At 71.7% G+C, this 25,831-nt stretch carries 21 protein-coding genes; 11 read left to right on the top strand and 10 right to left on the bottom strand.

Features of this window, described 5'->3' with window-relative positions; all coding sequences use genetic code 11:
* Window positions 1-254: 254 nt before the first annotated feature.
* From AC6F7H_RS27220 to AC6F7H_RS27210, 3 genes are all read left to right on the top strand, one after another.
* Window positions 255-1,031 (top strand): enoyl-CoA hydratase/isomerase family protein, encoded by a 777-nt coding sequence (locus AC6F7H_RS27220; RefSeq protein WP_500759714.1) that lies wholly within the window; start codon window positions 255-257, stop codon window positions 1,029-1,031.
* A 95-nt stretch (window positions 1,032-1,126) separates the two neighbouring features.
* A complete protein-coding gene (locus AC6F7H_RS27215) occupies window positions 1,127-1,258 on the top strand; it encodes an LPFR motif small protein (protein WP_500759712.1) in 132 nt (43 codons plus the stop codon).
* Window positions 1,259-1,363: 105 nt separating this feature from the next.
* A complete protein-coding gene (locus tag AC6F7H_RS27210; protein ID WP_500759710.1) occupies window positions 1,364-3,751 on the top strand; it encodes a Tex family protein in 2,388 nt (795 codons plus the stop codon).
* 240 nt (window positions 3,752-3,991) lie between these two features.
* Here the strand turns inward: AC6F7H_RS27210 and AC6F7H_RS27205 are convergent, their stop codons facing one another.
* From AC6F7H_RS27205 to AC6F7H_RS27195, 3 genes are all read right to left on the bottom strand, one after another.
* Window positions 3,992-5,632, bottom strand: coding sequence for an ABC-F family ATP-binding cassette domain-containing protein (locus AC6F7H_RS27205; RefSeq protein ID WP_500759709.1), 1,641 nt, complete (start codon window positions 5,630-5,632; stop codon window positions 3,992-3,994).
* 101 nt (window positions 5,633-5,733) lie between these two features.
* Window positions 5,734-6,765 (bottom strand): oxidoreductase, encoded by a 1,032-nt coding sequence (locus tag AC6F7H_RS27200; RefSeq protein WP_500759708.1) that lies wholly within the window; start codon window positions 6,763-6,765, stop codon window positions 5,734-5,736.
* 114 nt (window positions 6,766-6,879) lie between these two features.
* On the bottom strand, window positions 6,880-8,601 hold the full coding sequence (locus AC6F7H_RS27195; protein WP_500759707.1) for a BCCT family transporter: 1,722 nt from the start codon (window positions 8,599-8,601) through the stop codon (window positions 6,880-6,882).
* Window positions 8,602-8,782: 181 nt separating this feature from the next.
* On the opposite strand from AC6F7H_RS27195, the gene AC6F7H_RS27190 reads away from it, so the two are divergent.
* Window positions 8,783-9,481, top strand: coding sequence for a MerR family transcriptional regulator (locus AC6F7H_RS27190; protein WP_500759705.1), 699 nt, complete (start codon window positions 8,783-8,785; stop codon window positions 9,479-9,481).
* Window positions 9,482-9,561: 80 nt separating this feature from the next.
* Here the strand turns inward: AC6F7H_RS27190 and AC6F7H_RS27185 are convergent, their stop codons facing one another.
* Genes AC6F7H_RS27185 through AC6F7H_RS27175 form a run of 3 tightly spaced genes read right to left on the bottom strand, consistent with a single transcriptional unit; the run spans window position 9,562 to window position 14,156 of the window.
* Window positions 9,562-11,751, bottom strand: a complete 2,190-nt coding sequence (locus AC6F7H_RS27185) for a 3-hydroxyacyl-CoA dehydrogenase NAD-binding domain-containing protein (RefSeq protein WP_500759704.1) — start codon at window positions 11,749-11,751, stop codon at window positions 9,562-9,564.
* 39 nt (window positions 11,752-11,790) lie between these two features.
* Entirely contained in the window at window positions 11,791-13,005 is a 1,215-nt protein-coding gene (locus AC6F7H_RS27180; RefSeq protein WP_109380211.1) for an acetyl-CoA C-acetyltransferase, read from the bottom strand.
* A complete protein-coding gene (locus AC6F7H_RS27175; RefSeq protein WP_500759702.1) occupies window positions 13,002-14,156 on the bottom strand; it encodes a CaiB/BaiF CoA transferase family protein in 1,155 nt (384 codons plus the stop codon). Before AC6F7H_RS27175 ends, AC6F7H_RS27180 begins: the two co-directional genes overlap by 4 nt.
* A 262-nt stretch (window positions 14,157-14,418) precedes the next feature.
* Between AC6F7H_RS27175 and AC6F7H_RS27170 the strand changes: the two genes are divergently transcribed.
* Both AC6F7H_RS27170 and AC6F7H_RS27165 read left to right on the top strand, forming a co-directional pair.
* The gene (locus AC6F7H_RS27170) at window positions 14,419-15,615 is read left to right on the top strand and encodes a saccharopine dehydrogenase family protein (protein ID WP_500759700.1); all 1,197 of its coding nucleotides are present in this window, start codon (window positions 14,419-14,421) and stop codon (window positions 15,613-15,615) included.
* A gap of 94 nt (window positions 15,616-15,709) precedes the next feature.
* Window positions 15,710-15,916, top strand: coding sequence for a hypothetical protein (locus AC6F7H_RS27165; protein WP_500759699.1), 207 nt, complete (start codon window positions 15,710-15,712; stop codon window positions 15,914-15,916).
* A gap of 314 nt (window positions 15,917-16,230) precedes the next feature.
* On the opposite strand, the gene AC6F7H_RS27160 is transcribed toward AC6F7H_RS27165, so the two are convergent.
* Complete coding sequence (locus AC6F7H_RS27160) at window positions 16,231-16,947, bottom strand: endonuclease V (protein ID WP_500759698.1); 717 nt, start codon at window positions 16,945-16,947, stop codon at window positions 16,231-16,233.
* Between the two features lie 234 nt (window positions 16,948-17,181).
* Between AC6F7H_RS27160 and ssgD the strand changes: the two genes are divergently transcribed.
* The 5 genes from ssgD (at window position 17,182) to AC6F7H_RS27135 (ending at window position 23,007) form a co-directional block, all read left to right on the top strand.
* On the top strand, window positions 17,182-17,598 hold the full coding sequence (gene ssgD, locus AC6F7H_RS27155; protein WP_500759697.1) for a spore wall synthesis regulator SsgD: 417 nt from the start codon (window positions 17,182-17,184) through the stop codon (window positions 17,596-17,598).
* 90 nt (window positions 17,599-17,688) lie between these two features.
* Window positions 17,689-18,909 carry a GDSL-type esterase/lipase family protein gene (locus AC6F7H_RS27150; protein ID WP_500759696.1) on the top strand — a complete coding sequence of 407 codons (1,221 nt, stop codon included), beginning with the start codon at window positions 17,689-17,691 and terminating at the stop codon, window positions 18,907-18,909.
* A 353-nt stretch (window positions 18,910-19,262) separates the two neighbouring features.
* Window positions 19,263-20,879 carry an ABC-F family ATP-binding cassette domain-containing protein gene (locus AC6F7H_RS27145; RefSeq protein ID WP_500759694.1) on the top strand — a complete coding sequence of 539 codons (1,617 nt, stop codon included), beginning with the start codon at window positions 19,263-19,265 and terminating at the stop codon, window positions 20,877-20,879.
* A 196-nt stretch (window positions 20,880-21,075) separates the two neighbouring features.
* Window positions 21,076-21,852 (top strand): dimethylargininase, encoded by a 777-nt coding sequence (gene ddaH, locus AC6F7H_RS27140; protein WP_500759693.1) that lies wholly within the window; start codon window positions 21,076-21,078, stop codon window positions 21,850-21,852.
* Between the two features lie 180 nt (window positions 21,853-22,032).
* Window positions 22,033-23,007, top strand: coding sequence for an acyl-ACP desaturase (locus AC6F7H_RS27135; protein ID WP_500759691.1), 975 nt, complete (start codon window positions 22,033-22,035; stop codon window positions 23,005-23,007).
* A 63-nt stretch (window positions 23,008-23,070) separates the two neighbouring features.
* Here AC6F7H_RS27135 and AC6F7H_RS27130 read toward each other — a convergent pair whose 3' ends face one another.
* The 3 genes from AC6F7H_RS27130 to AC6F7H_RS27120 form a co-directional block, all read right to left on the bottom strand.
* Complete coding sequence (locus AC6F7H_RS27130) at window positions 23,071-23,316, bottom strand: WhiB family transcriptional regulator (protein WP_500759689.1); 246 nt, start codon at window positions 23,314-23,316, stop codon at window positions 23,071-23,073.
* 152 nt (window positions 23,317-23,468) lie between these two features.
* The gene (locus AC6F7H_RS27125) at window positions 23,469-24,509 is read right to left on the bottom strand and encodes a LacI family DNA-binding transcriptional regulator (protein WP_500759687.1); all 1,041 of its coding nucleotides are present in this window, start codon (window positions 24,507-24,509) and stop codon (window positions 23,469-23,471) included.
* A gap of 83 nt (window positions 24,510-24,592) precedes the next feature.
* Window positions 24,593-25,576 (bottom strand): multicopper oxidase domain-containing protein, encoded by a 984-nt coding sequence (locus tag AC6F7H_RS27120; RefSeq protein ID WP_500759686.1) that lies wholly within the window; start codon window positions 25,574-25,576, stop codon window positions 24,593-24,595.
* Window positions 25,577-25,831: the final 255 nt, after the last annotated feature.

The following is a 25,831-nucleotide window of genomic DNA, read 5'->3' as shown; positions in this document are numbered from 1 at the left end:
CCCTCACACTCGATTGTCACCACACGTCGAGTGTTGATAACGATCCGCGTCTCGCCGAAGCGCTGAACAGAAGTCAGCGGATACCGAGCGTTTCTGATCGTCGACGTTTGCCGCCGCCCATCGCGGGATCGTTTCTGCCTGCCCGGAACCGTCTCGGCGAACTGTTCGGATTGTATGGGTTCGCCCTCACTCGCTCCTTCCTCGTACGCTCCTGCCGCTCAGTGCCCCGACCGGGGCGGATAGCATCCGACCCCATGGAGCCCCAGGTGCTGTACAGCGTCACCGACGCGGTCGCCACGGTCGTCATCCGCCATCCGGCGAAGCGCAACGCCATGACGACCGCGATGTGGCACGCTTTGCCGCCGCTGCTCGACACGCTGGCGGGTGACCCCGGGGTACGGGCACTGGTGCTCACCGGCGAGGGCGGGACGTTCTGCGCCGGGGCGGACATCTCCACGCTCCGGGGGTCGCCGCAGGAGGCGCAGCGGCTCGCCGTGGCGGCCGAGGAGGCACTCGCCGCCTTCCCCAAGCCGACGCTGGCGGCGATCCGGGGCCACTGCGTCGGCGGCGGGGCACAGCTGGCGGCGGCCTGCGATCTGCGGTTCGCCCAGGAGGGAGCGGTGTTCGGGGTGACACCGGCCAGGCTCGGCATCGTCTACCCGGCGTCCTCCACCCGGCGGCTGGTGTCGCTGGTGGGTCCGTCCACCGCCAAGTACCTGCTGTTCTCGGGTGAATTGATCGACACCGGGCGGGCCCTGCGCACGGGACTGGTCGACGAGGTGCTCCCCGAGGGCGAACTGGGCCGGCGGGTCGCGGAGTTCACCCGGATCCTGGCATCCCGTTCGCAGTTGACGCAGGCCGCGGCGAAGGAGTTCGCGAACGGGCACACCGACCGGGACGACCACTGGAGCGAGCGGGCGCACGGGAACGGCGACACCGCGGAGGGGGTCGCCGCGTTCCTGGAACGCAGACCGCCCCGGTTCACCTGGAGCCTTTCGGGTCAACGACAGGCCGCCTCGGGGCAGTCGTAGCGACACGGCGCACATGTCGAGGCGTCGACGAGGTACACGGAGGTCCACGTGGTCCGTCCCGGCCGAAGACGGTCGGGGGAGGAAAGGGGAAACACGTGTTCCGTGCCGTCGCGGATGTCCTGCGCCAGATCGGCGGCGCCGTCGCCACCGTCGTGACGCTGCCGCTGCGGGCTCTGGCCCGTCTCTTCGGCGGTGCCTCGTCCGCCGGCCGCGGCCGGCGCGCCTGACCCGGCGCGCGCCACGGCCCGACGAGTCGCCGCCCTGATCCCCGATTGTCGGCGCCACCTGCCACAATTGCCGCGCAACCTCAGCGAAGAAGGCGGTACGGGATCGTGACGACACCCCTCACAGGGTCCATCGAAGGCAGGATCGCCGGGGAGCTCGGCGTACAGGAGCGGCAGGTCAGAGCCGCCGTGGAACTGCTCGACGGCGGTTCGACGGTGCCCTTCATCGCCCGCTACCGCAAGGAAGCGACCGAAATGCTCGACGATGCGCAGCTGCGCACGCTCGAGGAGCGGCTGCGCTATCTGCGGGAGCTCGAGGAGCGGCGCACGGCGATCCTGGAATCGGTGCGCGAGCAGGGCAAGCTCACCGAGGAGCTCGAGGAGCGGATCCGGGGCGCGGAGACCAAGGCGCGGCTGGAGGACGTCTATCTGCCGTACAAGCCCAAGCGGCGCACCAAGGCACAGATCGCGCGTGAGGCGGGGCTGGAACCGCTGGCGGACGGGCTGCTCGGTGATCCGGGCGTCGAGCCCCTCGCCGCGGCCGCCGCGTTCGTGGACGCCGACAAGGGCGTCGCCGATCCGCAGGCCGCCCTGGACGGAGCGCGGGCCGTCCTCACCGAGCGGTTCTCGGAGGACGCCGACCTGATCGGCGAGCTGCGGGAGCGCATGTGGGTGCGCGGGCGGCTCGCCGCCAAGGTGCGCGACGGCAAGGAGGAGGCGGGCGCCAAGTTCGCCGACTACTTCGACTTCGCCGAGCCGTTCACCGAGCTGCCCTCGCACCGGATCCTGGCGATGCTGCGCGGGGAGAAGGAGGAGGTCCTCGACCTCGTCCTGGAGCCGGAGGAGGCGACGGACGGCCCGTCCTCGTACGAGGGCCTGATGGCCCACCGGTTCGGGATCGGCGACCGGGGCCGTCCCGCGGACAAGTGGCTGCTCGACACGGTCCGCTGGGCCTGGCGTACGCGCATCCTGGTGCATCTCGGCATCGACCTGCGGCTGAGGCTCCGTACGGCGGCCGAGGACGAGGCGGTGCGGGTGTTCGCGGCCAACCTCCGTGACCTGCTGCTCGCCGCACCGGCCGGCACCCGCGCGACGCTCGGGCTCGACCCCGGGTTCCGTACGGGCGTGAAGGTCGCCGTGGTGGACGCGACCGGCAAGGTCGTCGCCACCGACGTGATCCACCCGCACGTCCCGGCGAACCGGTGGGACGAGGCGATCGCCAAACTGGCCCGGCTCGCCCGGGAACACGCGGTCGAGCTGATCGCGATCGGCAACGGCACCGCGTCCCGTGAGACCGACAAGCTCGCCGGCGACCTCATCACCCGGCACCCCGAGCTGAAGCTGACGAAGGTCATGGTGTCCGAGGCGGGCGCCTCCGTGTACTCGGCCTCCGCGTTCGCCTCGCAGGAGCTGCCGGACATGGACGTGTCGCTGCGCGGCGCGGTGTCGATCGCGCGGCGGCTCCAGGACCCGCTGGCAGAGCTGGTGAAGATCGATCCGAAGTCGATCGGCGTCGGCCAGTACCAGCACGACCTGTCCGAGGTGAAGCTGTCGCGTTCGCTGGACGCGGTGGTGGAGGACTGTGTGAACGGCGTGGGCGTGGACGTCAACACGGCGTCGGCGCCGCTGCTCGCCCGGGTCTCCGGCATCACGTCCGGGCTCGCCGAGAACATCGTGGCCCACCGGGACAGCAACGGGCCGTTCGGGTCCCGCCGCGAGCTGAAGAAGGTGCCGCGGCTCGGTCCCAAGGCGTTCGAGCAGTGCGCCGGCTTCCTCAGGATCCGCGGCGGCGACGACCCGCTGGACGCCTCCAGCGTGCACCCGGAGGCCTATCCGGTCGTGCGGCGCATGGTGAAGACCTCCGGCCAGGAGGTCGCCTCGCTGGTCGGCAACACCGCCGTGCTGCGCTCGCTGCGGCCGCAGGACTTCGTGGACGAGACGTTCGGTCTGCCGACCGTCGGGGACATCCTCCGGGAACTGGAGAAGCCGGGGCGCGACCCGCGGCCGGCGTTCAAGACCGCCGCCTTCAAGGAGGGCGTGGAGAAGATCTCCGACCTGTCGTCCGGGATGATCCTGGAAGGCGTGGTGACGAACGTGGCGGCCTTCGGCGCGTTCGTCGACGTCGGCGTCCACCAGGACGGTCTGGTCCATGTCTCCGCCATGTCGAAGACGTTCGTCAAGGACCCGCGGGACGTGGTGAAGCCGGGCGACATCGTCAAGGTGAAGGTCCTCGACGTCGACATCCCGCGCAAGCGGATCTCGCTGACGCTGCGGCTGGACGACGAGGCCGCGGAGCAGGGGGACGCCTCCGGCGGGCGCCGGCAGCGCGGCGTGGGACGCCCGCCTCAGCAGCGTCAGGGGCAGGGTCAGGGCCGCGGCGGTGGCGGCGGTCGCGGAAGCGCCGGCGCGCGTCAGGCACCCGCGCCGGCGAACAGCGCGATGGCCGACGCCCTGCGCCGCGCGGGCCTGGTCGACCCCAAGAACGGCAGGCGCTGACCTCTCCCCGGGCCCGGATTCTCCGCTGCGGCGCGAGGGTCCGGGCCCGGCCCGTCCGTAGAGCGTCGGCATGTCGACATCACGGGTCGGCACTCGGGACGTCATGGCGAGCGAGGAGTACGGGACCGCCCGGGGCGGGCTGTCAGCGGGCCCGCTGCGGGCCGTACGGCCCTCACGTCAAACGTGTGCCCGTCTCGGTCCGGCCGGGTCCGGCGCCCGGCACCGCGTCGGCGCTCGGTGTCAGTACTCCGTCACCTTGCCGTCGGCCACTTCCAGGCGGCGGGTGACGTGCACCGCGTCGAGCATGCGCCGGTCGTGGGTGACGAGCAGGAGAGTGCCCTCGTAGGAGTCCAGGGCCGACTCCAGCTGCTCGATGGCGGGCAGGTCGAGGTGGTTGGTCGGCTCGTCGAGGACGAGGAGGTTGACGCCCCGGCCCTGGAGGAGGGCGAGGGCGGCTCGGGTGCGTTCGCCCGGGGAGAGGGTGACGGCCGGCCGCATCACCTGGTCCGCCTTGAGCCCGAACTTGGCCAGCAGGGTGCGGATCTCGGCCGGTTCGGTCTCCGGTACCCCGGCACGGAAGGCGTCGAGCAGGGTGTCGGTGCCGTGGAACAGGGCGCGGGCCTGGTCGACCTCGCCGAGCAGGACGCCCGAGCCGAGGGCGGCGTGCCCGGCGTCGAGCGGGACACGGCCCAGCAGGGCGGCCAGCAGGGTGGACTTGCCGGCGCCGTTGGCGCCCGTGACGGCCACCCGGTCCGCCCAGTCGATCTGCAGCGAGACCGGCCCGAGCACGAAGTCGCCGCGTCGCACCTCGGCGTCCCGCAGCGTCGCCACCACCGCGCCGGAGCGTGGGGCCGCCGCGATCTCCATACGCAGCTCCCACTCCTTGCGCGGCTCCTCGACCACCTCCAGGCGCTCGATCATGCGCTGGGTCTGGCGGGCCTTGGCTGCCTGCTTCTCGCTCGCCTCGCTGCGGAACTTGCGGCCGATCTTGTCGTTGTCGCCGCCCGCCTTGCGGCGCGCGTTCTTCACGCCCTTGTCCATCCAGGACCGCTGCATCTGGGCGCGCTCCTGGAGCGCGGACCTCTTGTCGGCGTACTCCTCGTACTCGTCGCGGGCGTGCCGGCGGGCCACCTCCCGTTCCTCAAGGTAGGCCGTGTAGCCGCCGCCGTAGAGGTTGATCTGCCGCTGGGCGAGGTCGAGTTCGAGGACCTTGGTGACGGTGCGGGTGAGGAACTCGCGGTCGTGGCTGACCACGACCGTCCCGGCGCGCAGCCCGCCCACGAAGCGTTCGAGGCGCTCCAGACCGTCCAGGTCGAGGTCGTTGGTCGGTTCGTCGAGCAGGAAGACGTCGTAGCGGGACAGGAGGAGGGAGGCGAGGCCTGCCCGGGCCGCCTGGCCACCGGACAGGGCGGTCATGAGGTGGTCCGGGCCGACGGTCAGTCCGAGGGAGGCGGTGACCTCCTCGGCGCGCTCGTCGAGGTCGGCGCCGCCCAGGGCCAGCCACCGCTCCAGGGCGTCGGCGTACGCGTCGTCGGCGCCGGGCGCCCCGTCGACCAGGGCCTGGGTCGTCTCGTCCATGGTCCGCTGGGCCTCGGCGACACCGGTACGCCGGGACAGGAACTCCCGGACGGTCTCGCCGGGCCGGCGCTCCGGCTCCTGCGGGAGGTGTCCGACGGTCGCCGTGGGCGGGGAGAGGCGCAGCTCGCCCTGCTCCGGCGCGGTGAGGCCGGCGAGCAGGCGCAGCAGGGTGGACTTGCCGGCGCCGTTGGCACCGACCAGGCCGATCACGTCGCCGGGGGCGACGACGAGGTCGAGGCCGCTGAACAGGGAGCGGTCGCCATGGCCGGCGGAGAGGTTCTTGGCGACGAGAGTGGCAGTCATCAGACCGCCGATCCTAGCCTTTGGGCTCATCCGCCGGCGCGCCGGTTCCGACCGCCGCACGGACGTCGTGCCGCTCCCCCGGCTTTCCCCGCCCCCCGTCCTCACCGCCGCACGGACGTCGTCCGTACCGCCCCGGCGGTGCGGGCCACCAGGTAGGACTCCCCCTTCACCGCCTTCGCGTCCAGGGGGATGCGGTGGAGTCCCGGTTCCAGGACGCCGTCGAAGAGTTCGTGGGTGTGGGTGCGGGAGAGGCGGTCGACGCGGTACGCGGTGAGCCGTACCCGGCAGGACGAGGTGACCTCGACCTCCGCCACGGCACCGGCCGCGGAGACCGGGACGCTCAGAGCGGTGAGGCGGCGCCGCTCGGGCGGGCTGCGGTCCAGGGCGTGTTCGGTCTGGGCGACGAGGAGGGGGACGACCGGGGCGAGGCCGTCGACGCAGGGCACGTCGACGTCGGCGGCGGCGAACGCGCCGCGTACGGCCTCCCGTTCGGCGGCGCCGGCCGACCGGCCGAAGACCACGGCGCTGTAGCCGCGCAGTTCGTCGGCGGGGACGCCGTCGGCGTCCTGGGCGATGTCGGCGCCGATCCCGATGGTGCGCAGGGCCGCGGCGAGCCTGGCGAGCAGGGCGACGCGGGCCCCGATCAGCAGGACACGGCGGCGGGTGCCGTCGGCGCCGTCCAGCAGGGCGGCGAGGGCCGTGCGGTAGTCGGTGCCGCGGAAGCGGAACGGGCCCAGGCCGTGGTAGCCGTTGCGTTCCAGGTCGGCGTGCTCGTCGGTCTGCCAGGCGAAGTCCCGCCAGATGTAGTCCTCGCCGTCCCGTTCGATGGCGGCGGTCACCGCGCCGCAGGCGAGGTCCTCGCAGTCGGGGCAGCCGTAGACGATGTACCGGCCGGACGGCAGCGGGGCCTCGGTCTCCAGCAGCAGGCTGCGGACCTGGGCGGTGAAGATGGCGGGCGGCACGTCGGAGGCGAGCGGGGAGACGGCGTCGAGGTCACAGAGGCGGAACAGCAGCGGGCGTCCGTCGACGACGAAGTCGACGAAGTCCCGGTGGACCTGGTAGTCACCGCCGGAGAGGAGTCCACCGGCACGGATCGCCGGTGTCAGGCCGAAGGTCGCGTACTCGGCAGGCATGTTGTGAGTATTACCGCAGTCGGACGGACACGAGCACGGCATGACATATTCCGTTACCTCCGCAATGCGCGGCCCGTCCACCGCCGCCGAGGGCGGCCGAAGCGGCGTCGGCGGTCACTGCTTGCCGATCGGGTCTCCCTCCACGTCCGGCCCGGGGCCGGGGCCGATACGGAGTTCGAAGTCGCCGTCGTACTTCGTGTGGCCCGCGATGACGGCCATGTCGACCGCCTCGGAGGCCATCTCGCCCCGCACGATGAGCGGATCGCGGCGCAGATCGCGCATGAGCGCCACGCACATCACGATCATCACGATGACGAACGGGGCCGCCGCGAGGATCGTGAGGTTCTGCAGGCCGGTCAGCGCGTCGCCCTGGCCGCTGCCCACCAGCAGCATGATCGCGGCGACGGCGCCGGTGACCACGCCCCAGAACACCACCACCAGGCGGTCCGGTTCGAGCGCCCCCTTCTGGGAGAGGGTGCCCATGACGACCGAGGCGGCGTCCGCGCCCGAGACGAAGAAGATGCCGACGAGGATCATCACCAGCAGGCTCGAGGCCGTGGCGATGGGGTACTCCTGGAGCACCGCGAACAGCTGGCCCTCCGGGGTCGCCTCCGCACCGAGCCGGCCCTGCCCCTGGAGCCGCATCGCGGTACCGCCGAAGATCGCGAACCAGATCAGGCTGACCGTGCTGGGCACGAGGATGACCCCGCCGATGAACTGACGGATCGTACGGCCCCGGCTGATGCGGGCGATGAACATACCGACGAACGGCGTCCAGGAGATCCACCACGCCCAGTAGAAGACCGTCCAACTGCCCAGCCACTTCGCCACTCCCTGGCCGGCGCTGATCTCCGTACGGCCGGCCAGCTGGGGCAGGTCGCCCAGGTAGCCGAAGACGGAGGTGGGCACCAGGTCGAGGACGAGGATCGTCGGGCCGGCCACGAACACGAACAGGGCGAGCACCAGTGCCAGCACCATGTTGGTGTTGGACAGCCACTGGATGCCCCTCTCCACGCCCGACACGGCGGAGGCGATGAACGCGACCGTGAGCACCGCGATGATGCCGACCAGCAGCCCCGTGCTGACCTTGTCCAGCCAGTTCAGTTCCCGCATGCCGGAGCCGATCTGCAGCGCGCCGAGGCCCAGGGAGGCCGCCGAGCCGAAGACGGTCGCCACGATCGCGAGGATGTCGATGACGCGGCCGGGGGCGCCGTTGGCGTGCTTCGCCCCGATGAGCGGGGTGAAGACCGCGCTCATGGTCTGCCGGCGCCGCCTGCGGAAGGTGCTGTAGGCGATGCCCAGGCCGACCACGGCGTAGATTCCCCACGGGTGCAGCGTCCAGTGGAAGAGCGTGGTCGCCATGGCCAGTTCCATGCGCTCGCCCGGGTCGGCCGGGTGGGTGCCCGGCGGCGCGGTGATGTAGTGCGCCAAGGGCTCACTGACGCCGTAGAACATCAGGCCGATCCCCATGCCCGCGCTGAACATCATCGCGACCCACGAGACCGTGCGGAACTCGGGTTTCTCGCCCTCGGCGCCGAGATGGATCTTTCCGTAGCGGCTGATCGCGAGCCAGAGGGCGAAGACGACGAAGCCGGAGGCGGCCAGCATGAACGCCCAGCCGCCGTTGTGCATCAGACCGGTGAGCGCGCTGCTCGAGACGTCCTCGAGCGATTCGGTCGCTGTGGCGCCCCATACGACGAACGCGACGGTGAGCACGGCCGTGACACCGAACACCACCCGGTCGGTGCGAGGGCTCTCACGTCCGGTGGGTTCCGTTCCCGAAGCCGACCCCGGGCCGGCCGTGCGGTCCTTGTCGCCGGGTTGATCCTGCGTCACGGGCGGCACCTTTCGTCGAGCCGATGGGCGGAGCTTCACTCCCCCAGACAAGCCCCTACCACATATGGCCTGAAACTCACCTCCCGGCAGTCGTCGTCCTGTCGATCGACGGCCGGACCGTGACCGGCAGTCGGGGTGACTGAGGTGTCGCACGGCTGGTGGGACAGTGATACTGCTGTACATGACGACCGACATCGAGGGGCCGGCCCTCACGATCGACGAGCTGGCGGCGAAGGCCGGGGTCACGGTGCGGACGGTCCGGTTCTACGGCAGCAGAGGACTGCTGCCGCCCCCGGTGATCGGGCCGCGTCGCGTCGGTCACTACGGGCAGGAGCACCTGGCCCGGCTGGCGTTGATCGAGGAGTTGCAGCGGCAGGGCATGACGCTGGCGGCCATCGAACGGTATCTGGGGCGGTTGCCGCCGGATCTGAGCGCGCGGGACCTGGCGATCCAGCGTGCGGTGGTGGCCTCCTGGGCGCCCGGCACGGTGGAGAGGGTGTCGCGCGAGGAGTTGGAGCGGCGCGCGGGGCGGGTGCTGGACGAGGAGGACCTGCGGCGGCTGGCCGCGCTGAACGTCGTCGAGCGGGACGGCGGGGACTTCCGGGTCGACGCGGGTCTGCTGCGGCTCGGCGTCGAACTGCTGGACGTACCGCTGGCGCACGAGACGATCCTCGCCGCCCGCGCGGCGCTCACCGAGCATGCGCGCGCGGCCGCCCAGGACCTGTCGCGTCTGTTGCGGGACGCGGTGGCGGAGCGGGACACGCGGGAGGTGAGATCGCTGTCCGCCCATATGCATCCGCTCGTGGTGCAGGCGCTGCTGACGACGTTTCAGCGGTCGCTGCGCGAGGAGCTGCGGGAGTGGCTCGACGGCGGGGAATGAACAGGGATGCGGGACGGACAGCGGGGACGGACGAGGGACGGGCCCGCTGTCCGTCCCCCCGCCCGGGCTCTCCCGGCGCCTCAGCCGGCGTCCGTGAACCGCTCCCCCTTCTCCGCCTTGGCCACCAGCAGCGCCGGCGGCGCGAAGCGCTCGCCGTAGCGCTCGGCGAGTTCACGCGCGCGTGCCACGAATCCGGGCAGGCCGCCCTCGTAGCCGTTGATGTACTGCAGGACGCCGCCGGTCCAGCCGGGGAAGCCGATGCCGAGGACGGAGCCGATGTTGGCGTCGGCGACCGAGGTCAGCACGCCCTCCTCCAGCAGCCGGACCGTGTCCAGCGCCTCGGAGAACAGCATCCGCTCCTGCATGTCCCAAAACGGGATCTCGTGGCCGGGCTTGGTGAAGTGCTCCCGCAGGCCGGGCCACAGGGCGTCGCGCCCGCCGTCCTCCCTGTACGTGTAGAAGCCGGCGCCGGCGGCGCGGCCGGGGCGGTCGTACTCGTCGACCATGCGGTCGATGACGGCGTCGGCGGGGTGCTCGGTCCAGGTACCGCCGGCCTCCTCGACGGCCCGCCTGGACTCGGTCCGGATCTTGCGCGGCAGGGTGAGGGTCAGCTCGTCCACCAGGGACAGCACCTTGGCGGGGTAGCCCGCCTGGGCGGCCGCCTGTTCGACGGAGGCGGGCTCGATGCCCTCGCCGACCATGGCGACGCCCTCGTTGATGAACTGGCCGATGACGCGTGAGGTGAAGAAGCCGCGCGAGTCGTTGACGACGATCGGCGTCTTCTTGATCTGCCGGACCAGGTCGAAGGCGCGGACGAGCGCCTCGTCCCCCGTTCGCTCGCCCTTGATGATCTCGACGAGCGGCATCTTGTCGACGGGCGAGAAGAAGTGCAGCCCGATGAAGTCGTCCTGGCGTTCGACGCCTTCGGCGAGGGCGGTGATGGGCAGGGTGGAGGTGTTGGAGCACAGGAGCGCGTCGGGGGCGACGACGTCCTGGATCTCCTGGAACACCTTGTGCTTGAGGGCGGTGTCCTCGAAGACGGCCTCGATGACCGCGTCGCAGCCGGCCAGGTCCTGCGCCTCGGCGGTGGGCGTGATCCGGGCGAGCAGCGCGTCGGCCTTCTCCTGGGTCGTCCGGCCCTTGGCGACGGCCTTGGCGCACAGCTTCTCGGAGTAGCCCTTGCCCTTGACGGCCGCCTCCAGGGAGACGTCCTTCAGGACGACGTCGATCCCCGCGCGGGCGCACGAGTAGGCGATGCCGGCTCCCATCATCCCGGCGCCGAGCACGGCGACCTTGCGTACCTGGCGGGGCTCGATGCCCTGGGGGCGGTTGGCGCCGGCGTTGACGGCCTGGAGGTCGAAGAAGAACGCCTGGATCATGTTCTTCGACGTCTGCCCGGCGGCCAGCTCGACGAAGTAGCGGGCCTCGATGACCTGGGCGGTCTCGAAGTCGACCTGGGCGCCCTCGACGGCGGCGGCGAGGATGCTCCGCGGCGCCGGGTAGGGGGCGCCGTTCGTCTGCTTGCGCAGGTTGGCCGGGAAGGCGGGCAGGTTGGCGGCGAACTTGGGGTGGGACGGAGTGCCGCCGGGGATGCGGTAGCCGGGCCGGTCCCAGGGCTGGGCGGACTCGGGGTGGGCGTCGATGAAGGCGTGGGCCTTGGCCAGCAGCTCCTCGCGGGTGTCGGCCACCTCGTCGACGAGGCCGTTCTCCAGGGCGCGTCGAGGGCTGTACCGGGTGCCCTGGAGCAGCACCTTCAGCAGGGCGTCGGCGATGCCGAGCAGGCGGACGGTGCGGACGACGCCGCCGCCCCCGGGGAGCAGGCCGAGGGTGACCTCGGGGCAGCCGATCCTGGAGCCGGGCGCGTCGAGGGCAACGCGGTGGTGGCAGGCCAGGGCGAGTTCGTAACCGCCGCCCAGGGCGGCGCCGTTGATCGCCGCGACGACCGGCTTGCCGAGCGTCTCGATGCGGCGCAGCTGCCGCTTGACCGCCAGGCCGCCGTCGAACAGGTCCTGCGCCGTGTCGGGGGTGACCCGGATCAGGTCGCGCAGGTCGCCGCCCGCGAAGAAGGTCTTCTTGGCGGAGGTGAGGATGATGCCGCGGATGGAGTCCGGGTCGGCCCGGAGTTCCGCCTCCAGGCGGTCGGTGATCACGGCGAGCGAGTCGCGGAACGCCTGGTTCATGGTGTTCGCGGACTGGTCGGGGTCGTCGAGGACGAGGGTGACGACGCCGGTGTCGTCCTGTTCCCAGCGGATGGTGGTGCTCTCGGTCATGAGGGGTCTCCGTAGAAGTCGCGTGTGGGTCGCCGGGGTTCAGATGCGCTCGACGACGGTGGCGATGCCCATGCCGCCTCCCACGCACAGGGTGGCGAGGCCGTAGCGCTTGTCCTGGCGTTCGAGTTCGTCGACGAGGGTGCCGAGGATCATCGCGCCGGTTGCGCCGAGCGGGTGGCCGAGCGCGATGGCGCCGCCGTTCACGTTGACCTTGTCCAGCGACAGGCCCATGTCCTTCACGAAGCGGAGCACGACCGCCGCGAACGCCTCGTTGATCTCGACGAGGTCGATGTCGTCGATGGTCAGCCCGGCCTTGGCGAGCGCCTTGCGGGTCGCGGGGGCGGGGCCGGTGAGCATGATGGTGGGCTCGGAGCCGGACACGGCGGCGGAGACGATCCGCGCGCGCGGGGTGAGCCCGTAACGCTCACCGACCTCCTTGGAACCGATGGCGACGAGGGAGGCGCCGTCCACGATGCCGGAGGAGTTGCCCGCGTGGTGGACGTGGTCGATCTTCTCCACCCAGTGGTACTTCTGCAGCGCCACCGCGTCGAAGCCGCCCAGGTCGCCGATGTCCGCGAAGGACGGCTTGAGCCCCGCGAGGGAGTCGGCGGTGGTGCCGGGGCGCAGATGCTCGTCGTGGTCCAGGACGACGAGTCCGCTGCGGTCCTTCACGGGGACGACGGACCGCGCGAAGCGGTTCTCCTTCCACGCGGTGGCCGCCCGCTCCTGCGACAGGGCCGCGTACTCGTCGACGTCCCGGCGCGAGAAGCCCTCGATGGTGGCGATCAGGTCGGCGCCGATGCCCTGCGGGACGAAGTTCGTGGCGAGGTTGGTCATCGGGTCGTTGAACCAGGCGCCGCCGTCGGAGGCCATCGGCACCCGGGACATCGACTCCACGCCGCCGGCCAGCACGAGGTCCTCCCAGCCGGAACGGACCTTGGCCGCGGCCAGGTTGACGGCCTCCAGGCCGGAGGCACAGAAGCGGTTCTCCTGGACGCCGGCGACGGTGTCGGGCAGTCCGGCGGCGATGGCGGCGATCCGGGCGATGTCGGAGCCCTGGTCGCCGACGGGGCCCACGACACCGAGCACGATGTCGTCGACGGCGGCCGGGTCGAGGTCCGGGAAGCGGTCGCGGACCTCGTGGATGAGGCCGACGACCAGGTCGACGGGCTTGGTGCCGTGCAGGGCGCCGTTCGCCTTGCCGCGCCCACGCGGGGTGCGGATCGCGTCGTACACGTACGCTTCGGTGCTCACGGGGTGGCCTTTCGCTGAGGGTTTCGGGGCGCGGACAGCAGTCGGGGGACGTCCCAGTCGCGGGCCACGTCGTCGGTGTCGGCGCCCGGCCGGGTGGGCCCGGTGCGCACGGTGGTGGGGGTGGCGGAGAACCGCGGGGCCGGTGCGGGCTGGGTGATGCCGTCGTGGTCGGTGAAGGTGCCGCGGGCGGCGAGGTGCGGGTCGTGCGGGGCCTCGCGCAGCGACAGGACGGGGGCCACGCACGCGTCGGAGCCGTCGAAGACGGCGGTCCACTCGTCGCGGGTACGGGCCTTGAAGCGGGCGGCGACGTGCTCGCGGAGCGCGGGCCACCGGGTGACGTCCGTGTGGGCGTCCGTCTGGTCCTCGAGGCCGAGGAGCCGCAGGAACTCGGCGTAGAACTGCGGCTCCAGCGCGCCGACCGCCATGTACCCGCCGTCGGCCGTCCCGTAGGTGCCGTAGTACGGGCAGCCGCCGTCGAGGAGGTTGCCGCCGCGCCGGTCCTGCCAGCCGCCGGCGGCGAGCATGCCGTGGATCATCGCGGACAGGTGGGCGGTGCCGTCCACGATGGCGGCGTCGACGACCTGCCCGGTGCCGCCCGCGCGCACGTGGTGCAGCGCGGCGAGGACGCCGACGACGAGGTAGAGGGAGCCGCCCGCGTAGTCGCCGAGCAGGTTGGCCGGGACGGTCGGCGGCCGGTCCGGGCTGCCGATCATGCCGAGGGCGCCGGTGCGGGCGATGTACGCGATGTCGTGCCCCGCGCGGTCGGCGAGCGGGCCCTGCTGGCCCCAGCCGGTCATCCGGCCGTAGACGAGGCGCGGGTTGCGGGCGTGGCAGTCCCCGGGGCCGACGCCGAGGCGCTCGGCGACGCCGGGGCGGTAGCCCTCGAGGAGGACGTCGGCGCGTTCGGCCAGGTCGAGGACGCGGTCGGCGCCGTCGGGGGCCTTCAGGTCGACGACCACGGAGCGCTTGTTGCGGTTGGTGACGTCGTACGCGGCCTCGATCGCGAGCACCGGGGCGCGGGGGCGGTCCACCCGGACGACGTCGGCGCCCAGGTCGGCGAGGAGCATGGCGGCGAACGGGCAGGGGCCGATCCCGGCCAGCTCGACCACGCGCACTCCGGTGAGCGGACCCTGCGTCGGTACCTTCGTCATCGCACCCCCAGCTGTGACACAACTGATGTAACACCAGTGATGCTAAGAACACGTTCCATCCGGCACAAGAAGCCGAGCAAGCGCTTGGCCATGCGTCCCGGCCACTCTACGGCGCGGTCCGCGCCGCGCTCCCGCTCGGCTCGGCGCTTCCACCGTGGTCGTCGGGTTCCGCACCCCTCACGCTAGCCTCGGCCACCGACAGCGGCACGACCGCGGAGCCAGGGGCGTCACGATCACGAGGGGCGCCACGACAAGGGGTGTCATGAACAGGCTGAACAGGACGGACGACCGTCCCTACGACATCGTGCTCTTCGGGGCCACCGGCTTCGTCGGGACGCTCACCGCCGAGTACCTCGCCGCCCACGCGCCCTCCGGTCTGCGCTGGGCGATCGCGGGCCGCTCCCCCGAGAAGCTGGAGCGCCTGCGGGAGCGGCTGGAACGGCCCTTTGGCGATCCGGAGATCGGGGTGCTGCGGGCGGACGTGTCCGATCCGGCCTCGTTGCGCGCGCTCGCCGAGCACGCGCGCGTGGTGGCCACGACCGTGGGCCCCTACGTGACCTACGGCGAGGAACTCGTCGCCGCCTGCGCGGACACCGGCACCGACTACCTCGACCTCACCGGTGAACCGGAGTTCGTGGACCTGATGTACGTCCGCCACGACGCACGCGCGCGGGAGACCGGCGCACGCCTGGTGCACGCCTGCGGCTTCGACTCGGTTCCGCACGACCTGGGCGCGTATTTCACCGTGCTGCAACTGCCGGAGGGGGTGCCGCTGACGGTGGACGGTTTCGTGACCGCCGACGCCACCTTCTCGGGCGGGACCTTCGCCTCGGCGCTGGGCCAGTTCGCCCGGCCCCGACAGCTCCGTGCGGCGGCCCGGGACCGGCGGCGGCACGAGCCGCGGCTGATGGGGCGCCGGGTGTCGGCGCCGTCGGGCGGGCCGCGCTACGCCCCCGAGGTCGGCGCCTGGGCGCTGCCCCTGCCGACCATCGACGCGCGGATCGTGCGCCGGTCGGCGAAGGCGCTCGACCGGTACGGGCCCGACTTCCGCTACCGGCACTACGCGGCCGTCCGGCACCTGCCGTTCGCGGTGGGCGGGGTCGCGGCCGTGGCCGCGCTGGTCGCCGCGGCTCAACTGCCGCCCCTGCGACGCCGCCTGTCCGGCCGGCTGGCACCCGGTGACGGGCCGGGACCCGAGAAGCGCGCCAGGAGCTGGTTCACCGTCCGCTTCGTGGGCGAGGGCGGCGGACGGCGGGTCTGCACCGAGGTCGCGGGCGGCGACCCCGGCTACGACGAGACGGCGAAGATGCTCGCCGAGGCGGCGCTCTGCCTGGCCTTCGACGACCTCCCGCCGACCTCGGGACAGGTCACCACCGCGGTGTCGATGGGCGATGCGCTGATCGAGCGGCTGCGGTCCGCGGGCATCCGCTTCCGCGTCGCCGCGACCCGCCCGTCCTGAGCCCGGGTCGAGACTTTTCGACGCTCTCCCCCTGCAGACCGAGCATGCCTTTCACCCAAGTCTCAAAGGGGAGTTCAATGAAACAATCGAAGGCATGCGATTTCTTCTCGAAGTGAGCATGGACGACGAGGCATTGGCCGAGGATCCCGTGGGTGAGCTGGGGCGGATCCTGCGGTACTGGGGCGGGAACCTGCGCCACTACCCGATGAAGCCCGGGGACGGAGCGGAGATCTACGACTCGGAGTACCGCGAGGTGGGGCGCTGGCGCATCGAGCAGGACGAGCGGCGGGGAACCGCCTAGGGCCTGTCCGGCGGATCAAGTCGCAGGAAAGCGACGGCGCCCTCATCAGCGCCGGTGAGCGGGGGCGATGGGGGTGCCCCCGCTCATGGGGTCCCTCCCGCTCATGGGGGTCCCTCCCGCTCGAGCGAAGCCGAGAGTGGGGGAGAAGCCGAGAGAGGGGGAGCGTGCAGCGGCAAGGCGGAGGAGGGAGTCGACGCGAGGGGGGTCCCCCCTGCCCGAGCTCGTCGAGAGTTCGGGGGAGTCGGCGAGTGACGACAACGCGGCAGATGTGCGTGCCGGACCCCGCGTCTGCGGCATGATCCGCCGGCCGGGCCCTAAGCGTCGGCGCCCGCCGCCTCCCCCGCGCCCCCCGCCTCCCGCAGGGCCCGGCGGCACAGGGCGTCCGCTCTGCGGGTGGTTTCCGGGAGGCGGTACGCGGGGGTCAGCGCGAGGGTGTGGGCGCGGGCGTTGGCGAGGGTCACGCGGTGGCCGACCGAGACGAAGACCGGCTTGACGGCGTCCCGGGTGCGCAGAGCCAGGCCGACCTCCTCGGCCCCGGCGAGCAGCGGAGCCGTGCTGCCGCGCGGGGCCGCCGGGGGCGTGAAAGTGAAGGTGAAGGGGTTCTTGGCGACGCCGATCGTCGGCAGGCCGGTGAGCACCCCGAGGTGGCTGGCGAGGCCGAAGCGGCGGGGGTGGGCGAGTCCGTAGCCGTCGCAGACGACCAGTCCCGGCGGGCACGGCAGGGCGTCGAGGGCGGCCAGGACGGTGGGGATCTCCCGGAAGGCGAGCAGGCCCGGAACGTACGGGAAGGAGATCCGGCCGACGGCCGTGGCCTCGGCCACGACCTCCAGGCTGCCCGCGTCCAGGACCACGGCCGCCGCCGCGACGAGGTCCCGCTCGTCGTCGTACGCCACGTCCACCCCGGTGACACGGCCCGTTCCGGGCGCCGGGCCGGGCTCGTCGAGCACCACCCGCCCGCGCAGTCCGTCCTGGACCGCGCGGGCCTGCTCCTCGGTCGTGGGCCAGTCCGCGGGGATGCGTACGCTCGTCATGGTGGCGACGAGCCTACGGGCCCGGGATCTTCTCGCGGCGGGGCGGGGTCCCGCGCAAGCCGCGCACACCACCCGCCGGGAGACCCCGGCCACTCGGACGCATGAAGGCGGTGACAGAGGTCACTCTGTTCCGGCGGGCACGGATTGGCTGATTCCGTCGTCTCTTTGAGTAGGCCGCCCTATCCGCCCGGAAGCCGTTCAGCCGTCGTTCAGCCGTCACGAGGGAGCAAGGCGTTGTCCACCGTCATCGAGCAGCCCGTCGAGGCCCGGCTCGTCGCCGCCGCGCCGCGGATGGCGAGCATTCCCGCCACTTTGCACTACGACCGGAGCGACCCGTTCGCCGTGCGTATGACCTTCCCCGCCCCCGCCACCCTGGAGGGCGTCGAGGTCTGCTGGACCTTCGCCCGCGAACTGCTCACCGCGGGGCTGCAGGAACCCGAGGGCCACGGCGACGTACGGGTGCGGCCCTACGGATACGACCGGACGGTGCTGGAGTTCCACGCGCCCGAGGGAACCGCCGTCGTCCATGTCCGCTCGGGCGAGATCCGCAGATTCCTCGAGGCCGCCGGCGAACTCGTGCCGGTCGGCCTGGAACACCTTCAGCTCGACCTGGACCACGGCCTCGCGGAACTGATCCGCGACGCCCGCTGAGCCACGGCGTGGGGCGAGCCGGGCGCCCGGTGGGTGCCCGCGCCCGGAAAAGCGTTTGCGGACCGCCCACCCCGTTGACAGCCTGCGATCATGAGTGCCTCAGTCCCTCGAGACCCCGCCCCCGGCGCCACGCCGACGCCCCCGGCAGCGGGCTGGATCACCACCCCGCTCACCGAGGAGCTGCTGCGCGGCGCGCTCGAACTGGAGCGGACCGCGCAGGGGGTGCAGCCGCACCGGTTGCCCGCCCGGGCCCGCGCGCAGGGTGCCGACGGTCAGCTGAACATGGCGGAGGCGCAACCGTCCGGCGTCCGGCTGGTGTTCCGCACCCGGGCCACCGCCGTCGAGCTGGACGCGCTCCGCACCAAGATGGCCTACGAGGGCGCCCCGCCCCGTCCGGACGGCCTCTACGACCTGCTGATCGACGGCGAACCTGCCGGGCAGGCCGAGGTCACCGGCGGGAACGTCATGCTGGTGAACATGGCCACGGGCTCCGCCGACCTGCGGCCGGGCCCCGTCGGCACCGTCCGCTTCACCGGGCTGCCGGACCATGACAAGCGCGTCGAGATCTGGCTCCCGCACAACGAGATGACCCAGCTGGTCGCCCTGCGCACCGACGCCCCCGTGGAGCCGGTGGCCGGTGGGGACCGCAGGGTGTGGCTGCACCACGGCAGCTCGATCAGCCACGGGTCCGACGCCGCGAGCCCGACCACCACCTGGCCGGCGCTGGCCGCCTCCCTCGGCGGGGTGGACCTGGTCAATCTGGGGCTGAGCGGCAGCGCGCTGCTCGACCCGTTCACCGCGCGGGCGATGCGGGACACCCCCGCGGACCTGATCAGCGTCAAGATCGGGATCAATCTGGTCAACGCCGATCTGTTGCGGCTGCGTGCCTTCGCACCGGCGGTGCACGGCTTCCTCGACACCATCCGCGACGGCCATCCGGCGACGCCGCTACTGGTCGTCTCGCCGATCCTGTGCCCCATCCACGAGGACACCCCGGGCCCGAGTGTCCCCGACTTCAGCACCATCGGCGAGGGCCGACTCCGGTTCGCGGCCATGGGGAACCCCGAGGAACGGGCCGCCGGCAAGCTCACCCTCAACGTCGTACGGGAGGAACTGGCCCGGCTGGTGGAGCAGCGGGCCGCCGACGACCCGAACCTGTACCACCTGGACGGTCGCGAGCTCTACGGCGAGGCCGACCACGCCGAGCTGCCGCTGCCCGACGCGCTGCACCCGGACGCCGCCACGCACCGTCGCATCGGCGAGCGCTTCGCGAAGCTGGCCTTCGGCGACGGCGGGCCGTTCGCCGGCTGAGCCGCCCGGCCGGCCCCTTCGGCCCTCCGCCTGGCCCCCTCTCCGCCTCTCCGCCGCTCCACCTCTCCGCCGCTCCGAAATCGCGTTGACAGCGAATCCGGCCTCTCGTACGGTTCATGACGCTTCTGTTGCCGTCGATCGGAGAAGGACGTTGCTCGTCTGAGGTCCTGAGACACCGCGTCACACCTGTGTGGTGTGCACGCCGCGTGCGACCTCGGCGTACGAGCCGTCCTTGCGGAACAGGGCTTCTTTCATACCCGGACCCTCCGCCCGGCCTGTCGTCCCGCGGTGTCCCGCGGTGTCTCGATACGCGTTTGCACCCGACCACATCACGCAACCGCGCGGAGGCCCGTATGCCCGCATCCATCACCTGTACCTCCCTGTCCTTCACCTGGCCCGACGGCACCCCCGTCTTCGAGGGCCTCGACGCCGCCTTCGGTCCCGGCCGGACCGGACTCATCGGCGTCAACGGGTCGGGAAAATCAACCCTGCTGAAGCTCATCGCCGGTGAACTCCGGCCGGCCGACGGCGCCGTACGCGTCGCCGGCGAGGTGGGGTACCTGCCGCAGAACGTGACGCTCGACACCGAGCTGAGGGTCGACGACGCGCTCGGCATCGCCGCGCAGCGTGCCGCACTGCACGCCATCGAGGCGGGCGACGTGGCCGAGGCGCACTTCGAGACCGTCGGCGACGACTGGGACGTGGAGGAGCGTGCCCTGGCAGCCCTCGGGGAACTCGGCCTCGGACACATCGGGTTGGACCGCACCATCGGCGAGGTCTCGGGCGGCGAGTCGGTGCTGCTGCGGCTGGCCGCGCTGCTGCTGGGCCGGCCCGACGTACTGCTGCTCGACGAACCCACCAACAATCTCGACCTGTACGCGCGCAGACGGCTGTACACGGCCGTCGAGGACTGGCCGGGCCTCATGGTCCTGGTCAGCCACGACCGCGAACTCCTGGAACTGGCCGACCAGATCGCCGATCTGCGCTCCGGAGAGGTCACCTGGTACGGCGGCAACTACTCGGCCTACGAGGAGGCACTCACGATCGAACAGGAGGCTGCCGAACGCATGGTGCGGGTCGCCGAGTCGGATCTGCGCAAGCAGAAGCGCGAACTGGCGGACGCTCAGGTCAAATTGGCCCGCCGCAAGCGGTACGGGCAGAAGATGTGGGACAGCAAACGCGAGCCGAAGATCGTGATGGGCGCCCGCAAGCGCGCGGCACAGGAGTCCGCGGGCAAGCACCGCATCATGCACGAGGAGAAGCTCGCCGGAGCCAAGGAGCGACTCGACGAGGCGGTGGAGGCCGTACGGGACGACGACGAGATCCGTGTCGACCTGCCGCACACCGCCGTACCACCGGGGCGCACCGTCCTCACCCTCAGGGGTCTGGAACTCGCGTACGGCGCCCGGGTGGAGGGCCACTTCGAGCTGCGGGGCCCCGAGCGGGTCGCGTTGATCGGACGCAACGGCGCGGGCAAGACGATGCTGCTGCGCACCGTCGCGGGCGAGCTCCCGCCGGTGTCCGGAGAGGCGACGGCACAGGTCCCGCTGCGGTTCCTGCCGCAACGGCTCGATGTCCTCGACGACGAGCTCAGCGTCGCCGAGAACGTGGCCCGCTTCGCTCCGGGTGCCACCGACAACCGGATCCGGGCGAGGCTCGCCCGCTTCCTGTTCCGGGGTGCCCGCGCCGACCAGAAGGCGCTGACGCTCTCCGGCGGTGAGCGTTTCCGGGCGGCACTGGCCGCGCTGATGCTGGCCGAGCCCGCGCCCCAGCTGCTGATGCTGGACGAGCCGACCAACAACCTCGACATCGCGAGCGTCCGCCGGCTCACCACGGCCCTGGAGTCCTACGAGGGGGCGCTGATCGTGGCCAGCCACGACCTGCCGTTCCTGGAGTCGGTCGGGATCACGCGATGGCTGCTGTTGGAGGAGGGAGAACTGAGGGAGACCGCACCGGACGCCGTCGGCTGACCGGCCCGGCCCTCCACCGGCACGGGTCAGGACGGCACGTCTGGTTACCGGTGGTGGATCTCATCGCCGCCGGGGGTGGCCCGGACCGGCTTCTCCCTGCATGATGGCTGCGCCGCCGTCCGTGGGAGACCGGCCGGCCCACCGGCGCCCTCGGTGACGGTGCCAGACCTGCCCCGTCCGATACGGAGTCACGCTCGTGTCCAGCAAGAAGGCCCTCGTCCGCCGTCCCGGTCCCCGACTGGCCGAAGGGCTGGTGACGCACATCGAGCGGGAGGGCGTCGACGTCGACCGCGCGGTGGAGCAGTGGGAGGCGTACACCGAGGTGCTGCGCGGCCACGGCTGGGAGACGGTCGAGGTGGACCCGGCCGACGACTGCCCCGACTCCGTGTTCGTCGAGGACACGGTCGTCATGTACCGGAACGTGGCCCTGATCGCCCGGTCCGGTGCCGAGTCCCGGCGCCCGGAGACCGTCGGGGTCGAGGAGGCCGTGGCCGCGCTGGGCTGTTCGGTGAACTGGATCCGGGAGCCGGGCACCCTGGACGGCGGGGACGTGCTCAAGATCGGCGACACCGTGTACGTGGGCCGGGGCGGGAGAACCGACGCGGCCGGGATCCAGCAGCTCCGGGCGACGTTCGGACCGCTGGGCGCCCGGGTCGTCGCCGTGCCGGTGGACAAGGTGCTGCACCTGAAGTCGGCGGTGACGGCACTGCCGGACGGGACGGTCGTCGGCCGCATACCGAACCTGGACGCGCCGTCCCTGTTCCCCCGTTTCCTGCCGGTGCCGGAGGAGTCCGGTGCACACGTGGTGCTGCTCGGCGGGGACCGGCTGCTGATGGCCGCGAGCGCGCCGAAGACCGCGGAGCTGTTCGCGGACCTCGGCTACGCGCCGGTGCCGGTGGGCATCGGGGAGTTCGAGAAGCTCGAGGGCTGCGTCACCTGTCTCTCGGTCCGGCTCCGGGACCTGTACGCCTGACGGGTGGCTCCTTCCCCGTACGGCTCCTGGCCGACACGCGTACCCCCCTGATCTGCGGCATTTATGGCGCCCTTAACCTACGGTTTCGTAACCTACGGTTTCGTAGCCTACGATCCCGTAGGTTGCCGGCGCCGCCCGCCGACGCCCCTTGTCTGTCCCCGTCCCCCCCTGGAGTACCCCATGTCGATCACTTCTCCCCACCTCGGCAGCCCGGCCGTGTGGACCGACGCCCGGCTGTTGTACGCGCTGGAGGAAGTGGTCGAGGAGGAGCTCAACCGACACCTGAAGGTCGCCAAGGACTGGATGCCGCACGAGTACGTGCCGTTCAGCGACGCCCGTAACTTCCCCGGCTTCTTCGAGGACGGCGAGGCATGGGAGAAGGAGCAGTCCAAGGTCACCGAGGTCGGCCGGATCGCCCTGGTGGTGAACCTGCTGACCGAGGACAACCTCCCGAGCTACCACCACGAGATCGCCACGCTGTTCGGCCGGGAGGGCGCCTGGGGCACCTGGGTGCACCGCTGGACCGCGGAGGAGGGCCGGCACGGCATCGTGATGCGGGACTACCTGCTCGCCTCGCGGGCGGTGGACCCGGACAAGCTCGAGCAGTTCCGCATGTCCCACATGAGCGAGGGCTTCGAGTCGGACAACCGCCACTCGATGCTGCACTCGATCGCCTACGTCGCGTTCCAGGAGCTGGCCACCCGTATCTCGCACCGCAACACCGGCCACCAGTCCGGTGACCCGGTCTGCGACCGGATGCTGGCCCGCATCGCGACCGACGAGAACCTTCACATGGTCTTCTACCGCAACCTGCTCAAGGCGGCCTTCGAGCTCGCCCCCGACCTCACCATGCAGGCGGTGCGGGACGTCGTCGTGAACTTCCGGATGCCGGGGCACGGCATTCCCGGCTTCGAGCGGGCGGCCGCGCAGATGGCGATCGGCGAGGTCTACAACCTGCGCATCCACCACGACGACGTGCTCCTGCCGGTGATCCGCCACCTGAAGGTCATGGAGATCGACGGGCTGGGTGCCGAGGGCCGTCAGGCCCAGGAGGAACTGGGGATGTTCCTCGGCGGTCTGGACTCCGAGGCGGCGAAGTTCGACGAGAAGCTCGCCGCCCGCAAGGCCCGGATGGCGGCGCGCGCGGCCGGCTGACCTCGTTCTCCCCCTCAGACACCGGCGGGCCGCCCGGGCAGACCGGGCGGCCCGCCGTTCCCTCTAGTGGGGCGTACGCCGGAGCTCCAGCCGTTCCTTCTCCGACAGTCCGCCCCAGACGCCGAAGCGCATGTCGTTGGTCAGGGCGTAGTCGAGGCAGGTGGCGCGGGTGGGGCACATACCGCAGATCCGTTTGGCCTCACGTACCGAGCTGCCGGGCTCGGGGAAGAAGAAGTCGCCTCCGGTCTGCGCACACAGGGCCTCTTGTTGCCAGGCGAGTTCGGGCGACGCGATGGTGTCGATGTGCATGGCCGAAAGCGTGCCGACCGTCGAAAAACGTTCGATCAACGCCGGATCAACGCGCCACGCCGAGGAACGCCGGCCTCCATCGACCACCGCCGACCACCGCACGAACGGTGCCCGCGCGGACGCCGGAACGCACGGCGGCGCGCGGAGACGTGTCACGCGGAGGCGCGGCGTACCAGCGTCGTCGGGAGGATCACACCGGCGGGGTCGCCTCCCACGGTGTCGTGCGTGCGGGCGGTGCGGTCGAGTCCGCGCAGAAGGATCCGGGCCATCAGCCGGCCCATCTCCAGGATGTCCTGGCGGACCGTGGTCAGCGGGGGGTCGGTCTGCTCGGCGAACGGCAGCATGTCGTCGAAGCCGACCACCGCCACGTCGTCCGGCACCCGCCGCCCGTGCTCGCGCAGCACCCGCAGCGCGCCCGCCGCCGTGAGGTCGTTGGCGGCGAAGACCGCGTCCAGGTCGGGTCGGCGCTCCAGGAGTTCCCGCATCGCCCGCTCGCCGCCGGCCACGGTGAAGTCGCCCTCCGCCACGAGCCGCGGATCGCCGTCGACCACGGCGTCCCGGAAGCCGTCCAGCCGGTCCACCGCCGAGGTCTGGTCCAGGGCGCCGGTGATGTGCGCCGCCCGGCCGCGGCCGAGGCCGAGCAGGTGCCGTACGGCGTCGCGGGCGCCGCCCCGGTTGTCGCTGTCGACGTACACGACGCCGTCCCTGCCCCCGGACCAGCCGGGCCGGCCGCCGAACACCGTCGGGACGCCCGCGCGCTGGATCAGTTCGGGCAGCGGGTCGTCGAGGTGGAGCGAGAACACCAGCGCGCCGTCGACATGGCCGCCGGCCAGGTAGCGGGCGACCCGGGCGTGGTCGGCCCGGCCCTCGGTGAGCAGCAGCACGAGCTGGTTGTCGTGTGCCGTCAGCTCCTTGCTGATGCCGCGCAGCTGGCGGGCGAAGAAGGGGTCGGCGAAGACCCGGCTCTCCGGTTCGGCGACGATGACGGCGATGGCGTCGTGGCGGTTGGTCACCAGGCTGCGGGCCGCCCGGTTGGGCACGTAGCCGAGTTCGTCCACCGCCTGCCGGACCCGCTCGGCCAGGGGCTCGGTGACGCCGTCGGCGCCGTTGACCACGCGGGAGACGGTGGCCCGCGAGACACCGGCCCGCGCGGCCACGGCCTCCAGCGTGGGGCGCGGCACTGTCTCGGTCACGTCGGCGGCTCCTCACCTGCGGCTGCGGATCAGGATAGCCCCGGTCGCGGCAGAGGTGAGAGCGCTCTCGCGGGTGCCGCCCGTCAGTGCTCGTGCGCCTCGCCCTCCCCCGCGGGCCCGTGGCCGTGCTCGTGCGGGTCGTGGCCGGGGATCGTGCCGTCCGGCTTCTTCACCAGGAACATCCCGGTCATCCCCATGTCGGAGTGGCTCTGGACGTGGCAGTGGTACATCCAGGCGCCCGCCCCCACCCCCTCTCCCGCGATGATCTGGAAGCCGAAGGAGTCCGCCGGACCCACGATCTTGTTGTCGATGACCTGGCTCGGGTCGTCGGGGCCGGTGAGCATGCCGGTCCGGTTGTCCGCCCAACGGTGACCGTGCATGTGGAAGGTGTGGTAGTACTCGCCGTGCGTGATCATGACGATCTCGACGCGGTCGCCGACGGTGGCCTCGAAGTCGGGGCCGGTGTGGGCGGGCCTGTTGTTGATCGTCATGTCGTTGAAGACGATCGTGTGTGTCCGGTCCGGCAGGACGTCTCCCTTGCGCCGCACGATCACCGGGCCGTACAGGCCGTTGCGGATGCCGCCGGTGCCGTGTTCCGTGCCGACGACGTGGTCGTGGTAGTGCCAGTAGCCGGCGCTGCCGGACCGCCAGGTGCCGTCCGGGCGCCGCCCGGGTCTGTGGGTGCGCCAGGTGTAGGTGCGGGTGTCGCCGGGGGCGACGTCACTGCGGTTCATCTTGGTGCCGTCGCTGGAGATCTCGTAGTCCAGGCCGTGGACGTGCAGGCTCACCGGCACGTCCATGGTGTTCTCGAACTCGATGTGCAGCGTGTCGCCTTCGTTGAGCTCGATCAGGGGGCCGGGGACGGACGCCTTGCCCTTCTCCAGGCCGTAGCCCATCCCTCCGCCGTCCAGTCGCTCGGCGTACAGCTTGATGCGCCTCACCTCGCCGCCGGCGGGCGCGGTCTTCGCCGGCGTGGCGGCGCCGACCGCCTCGGGCCCCAGGGACATCGATGTCGCGACGACCGCTCCGCCCAGCAGCACCCGCCGGTTGAAGTCGCGTCTTTGCATGCCGAACTCTCCCTACTGATAAGGGACTTGATGGTGCGGGTCTGTGAGAGACGTGAACACAATGGCCGTGATGTTGCTGTCATGAACCTGGGAAACCGTACCGACCGCCCTCGCGTTTATCCACACTCAGGACAAAGTTCGTTTCATTGCGGCCATAGGTATTGGCGTGTGACACAAAGAGGTCTAGCTTCCTTGACGCTGTCGCTGCGACCGAAGAGGGGCGGGTGGCCACATGCGGTTCACAACGCATCAAGA

It is taken from the genome of Streptomyces sp. MMS24-W38, assembly GCF_059889265.1.
This window is presented reverse-complemented; position numbering and strand designations above follow the sequence as displayed.

Coding starts and splice junctions, on each gene's coding strand:
- AC6F7H_RS27220 (WP_500759714.1), top strand. CDS start 255: ATGGAGCCCCAGGTGCTGTACAGCGTCACCGACGCGGTCGCCACGGTC.
- AC6F7H_RS27205 (WP_500759709.1), bottom strand. CDS start 5,632: ATGACTGCCACTCTCGTCGCCAAGAACCTCTCCGCCGGCCATGGCGAC.
- AC6F7H_RS27200 (WP_500759708.1), bottom strand. CDS start 6,765: ATGCCTGCCGAGTACGCGACCTTCGGCCTGACACCGGCGATCCGTGCC.
- AC6F7H_RS27190 (WP_500759705.1), top strand. CDS start 8,783: ATGACGACCGACATCGAGGGGCCGGCCCTCACGATCGACGAGCTGGCG.
- AC6F7H_RS27185 (WP_500759704.1), bottom strand. CDS start 11,751: ATGACCGAGAGCACCACCATCCGCTGGGAACAGGACGACACCGGCGTC.
- AC6F7H_RS27175 (WP_500759702.1), bottom strand. CDS start 14,156: ATGACGAAGGTACCGACGCAGGGTCCGCTCACCGGAGTGCGCGTGGTC.
- AC6F7H_RS27170 (WP_500759700.1), top strand. CDS start 14,419: ATGAACAGGCTGAACAGGACGGACGACCGTCCCTACGACATCGTGCTC.
- AC6F7H_RS27165 (WP_500759699.1), top strand. CDS start 15,710: ATGCGATTTCTTCTCGAAGTGAGCATGGACGACGAGGCATTGGCCGAG.
- AC6F7H_RS27160 (WP_500759698.1), bottom strand. CDS start 16,947: ATGACGAGCGTACGCATCCCCGCGGACTGGCCCACGACCGAGGAGCAG.
- AC6F7H_RS27150 (WP_500759696.1), top strand. CDS start 17,689: ATGAGTGCCTCAGTCCCTCGAGACCCCGCCCCCGGCGCCACGCCGACG.
- AC6F7H_RS27145 (WP_500759694.1), top strand. CDS start 19,263: ATGCCCGCATCCATCACCTGTACCTCCCTGTCCTTCACCTGGCCCGAC.
- AC6F7H_RS27135 (WP_500759691.1), top strand. CDS start 22,033: ATGTCGATCACTTCTCCCCACCTCGGCAGCCCGGCCGTGTGGACCGAC.
- AC6F7H_RS27130 (WP_500759689.1), bottom strand. CDS start 23,316: ATGCACATCGACACCATCGCGTCGCCCGAACTCGCCTGGCAACAAGAG.
- AC6F7H_RS27120 (WP_500759686.1), bottom strand. CDS start 25,576: ATGCAAAGACGCGACTTCAACCGGCGGGTGCTGCTGGGCGGAGCGGTC.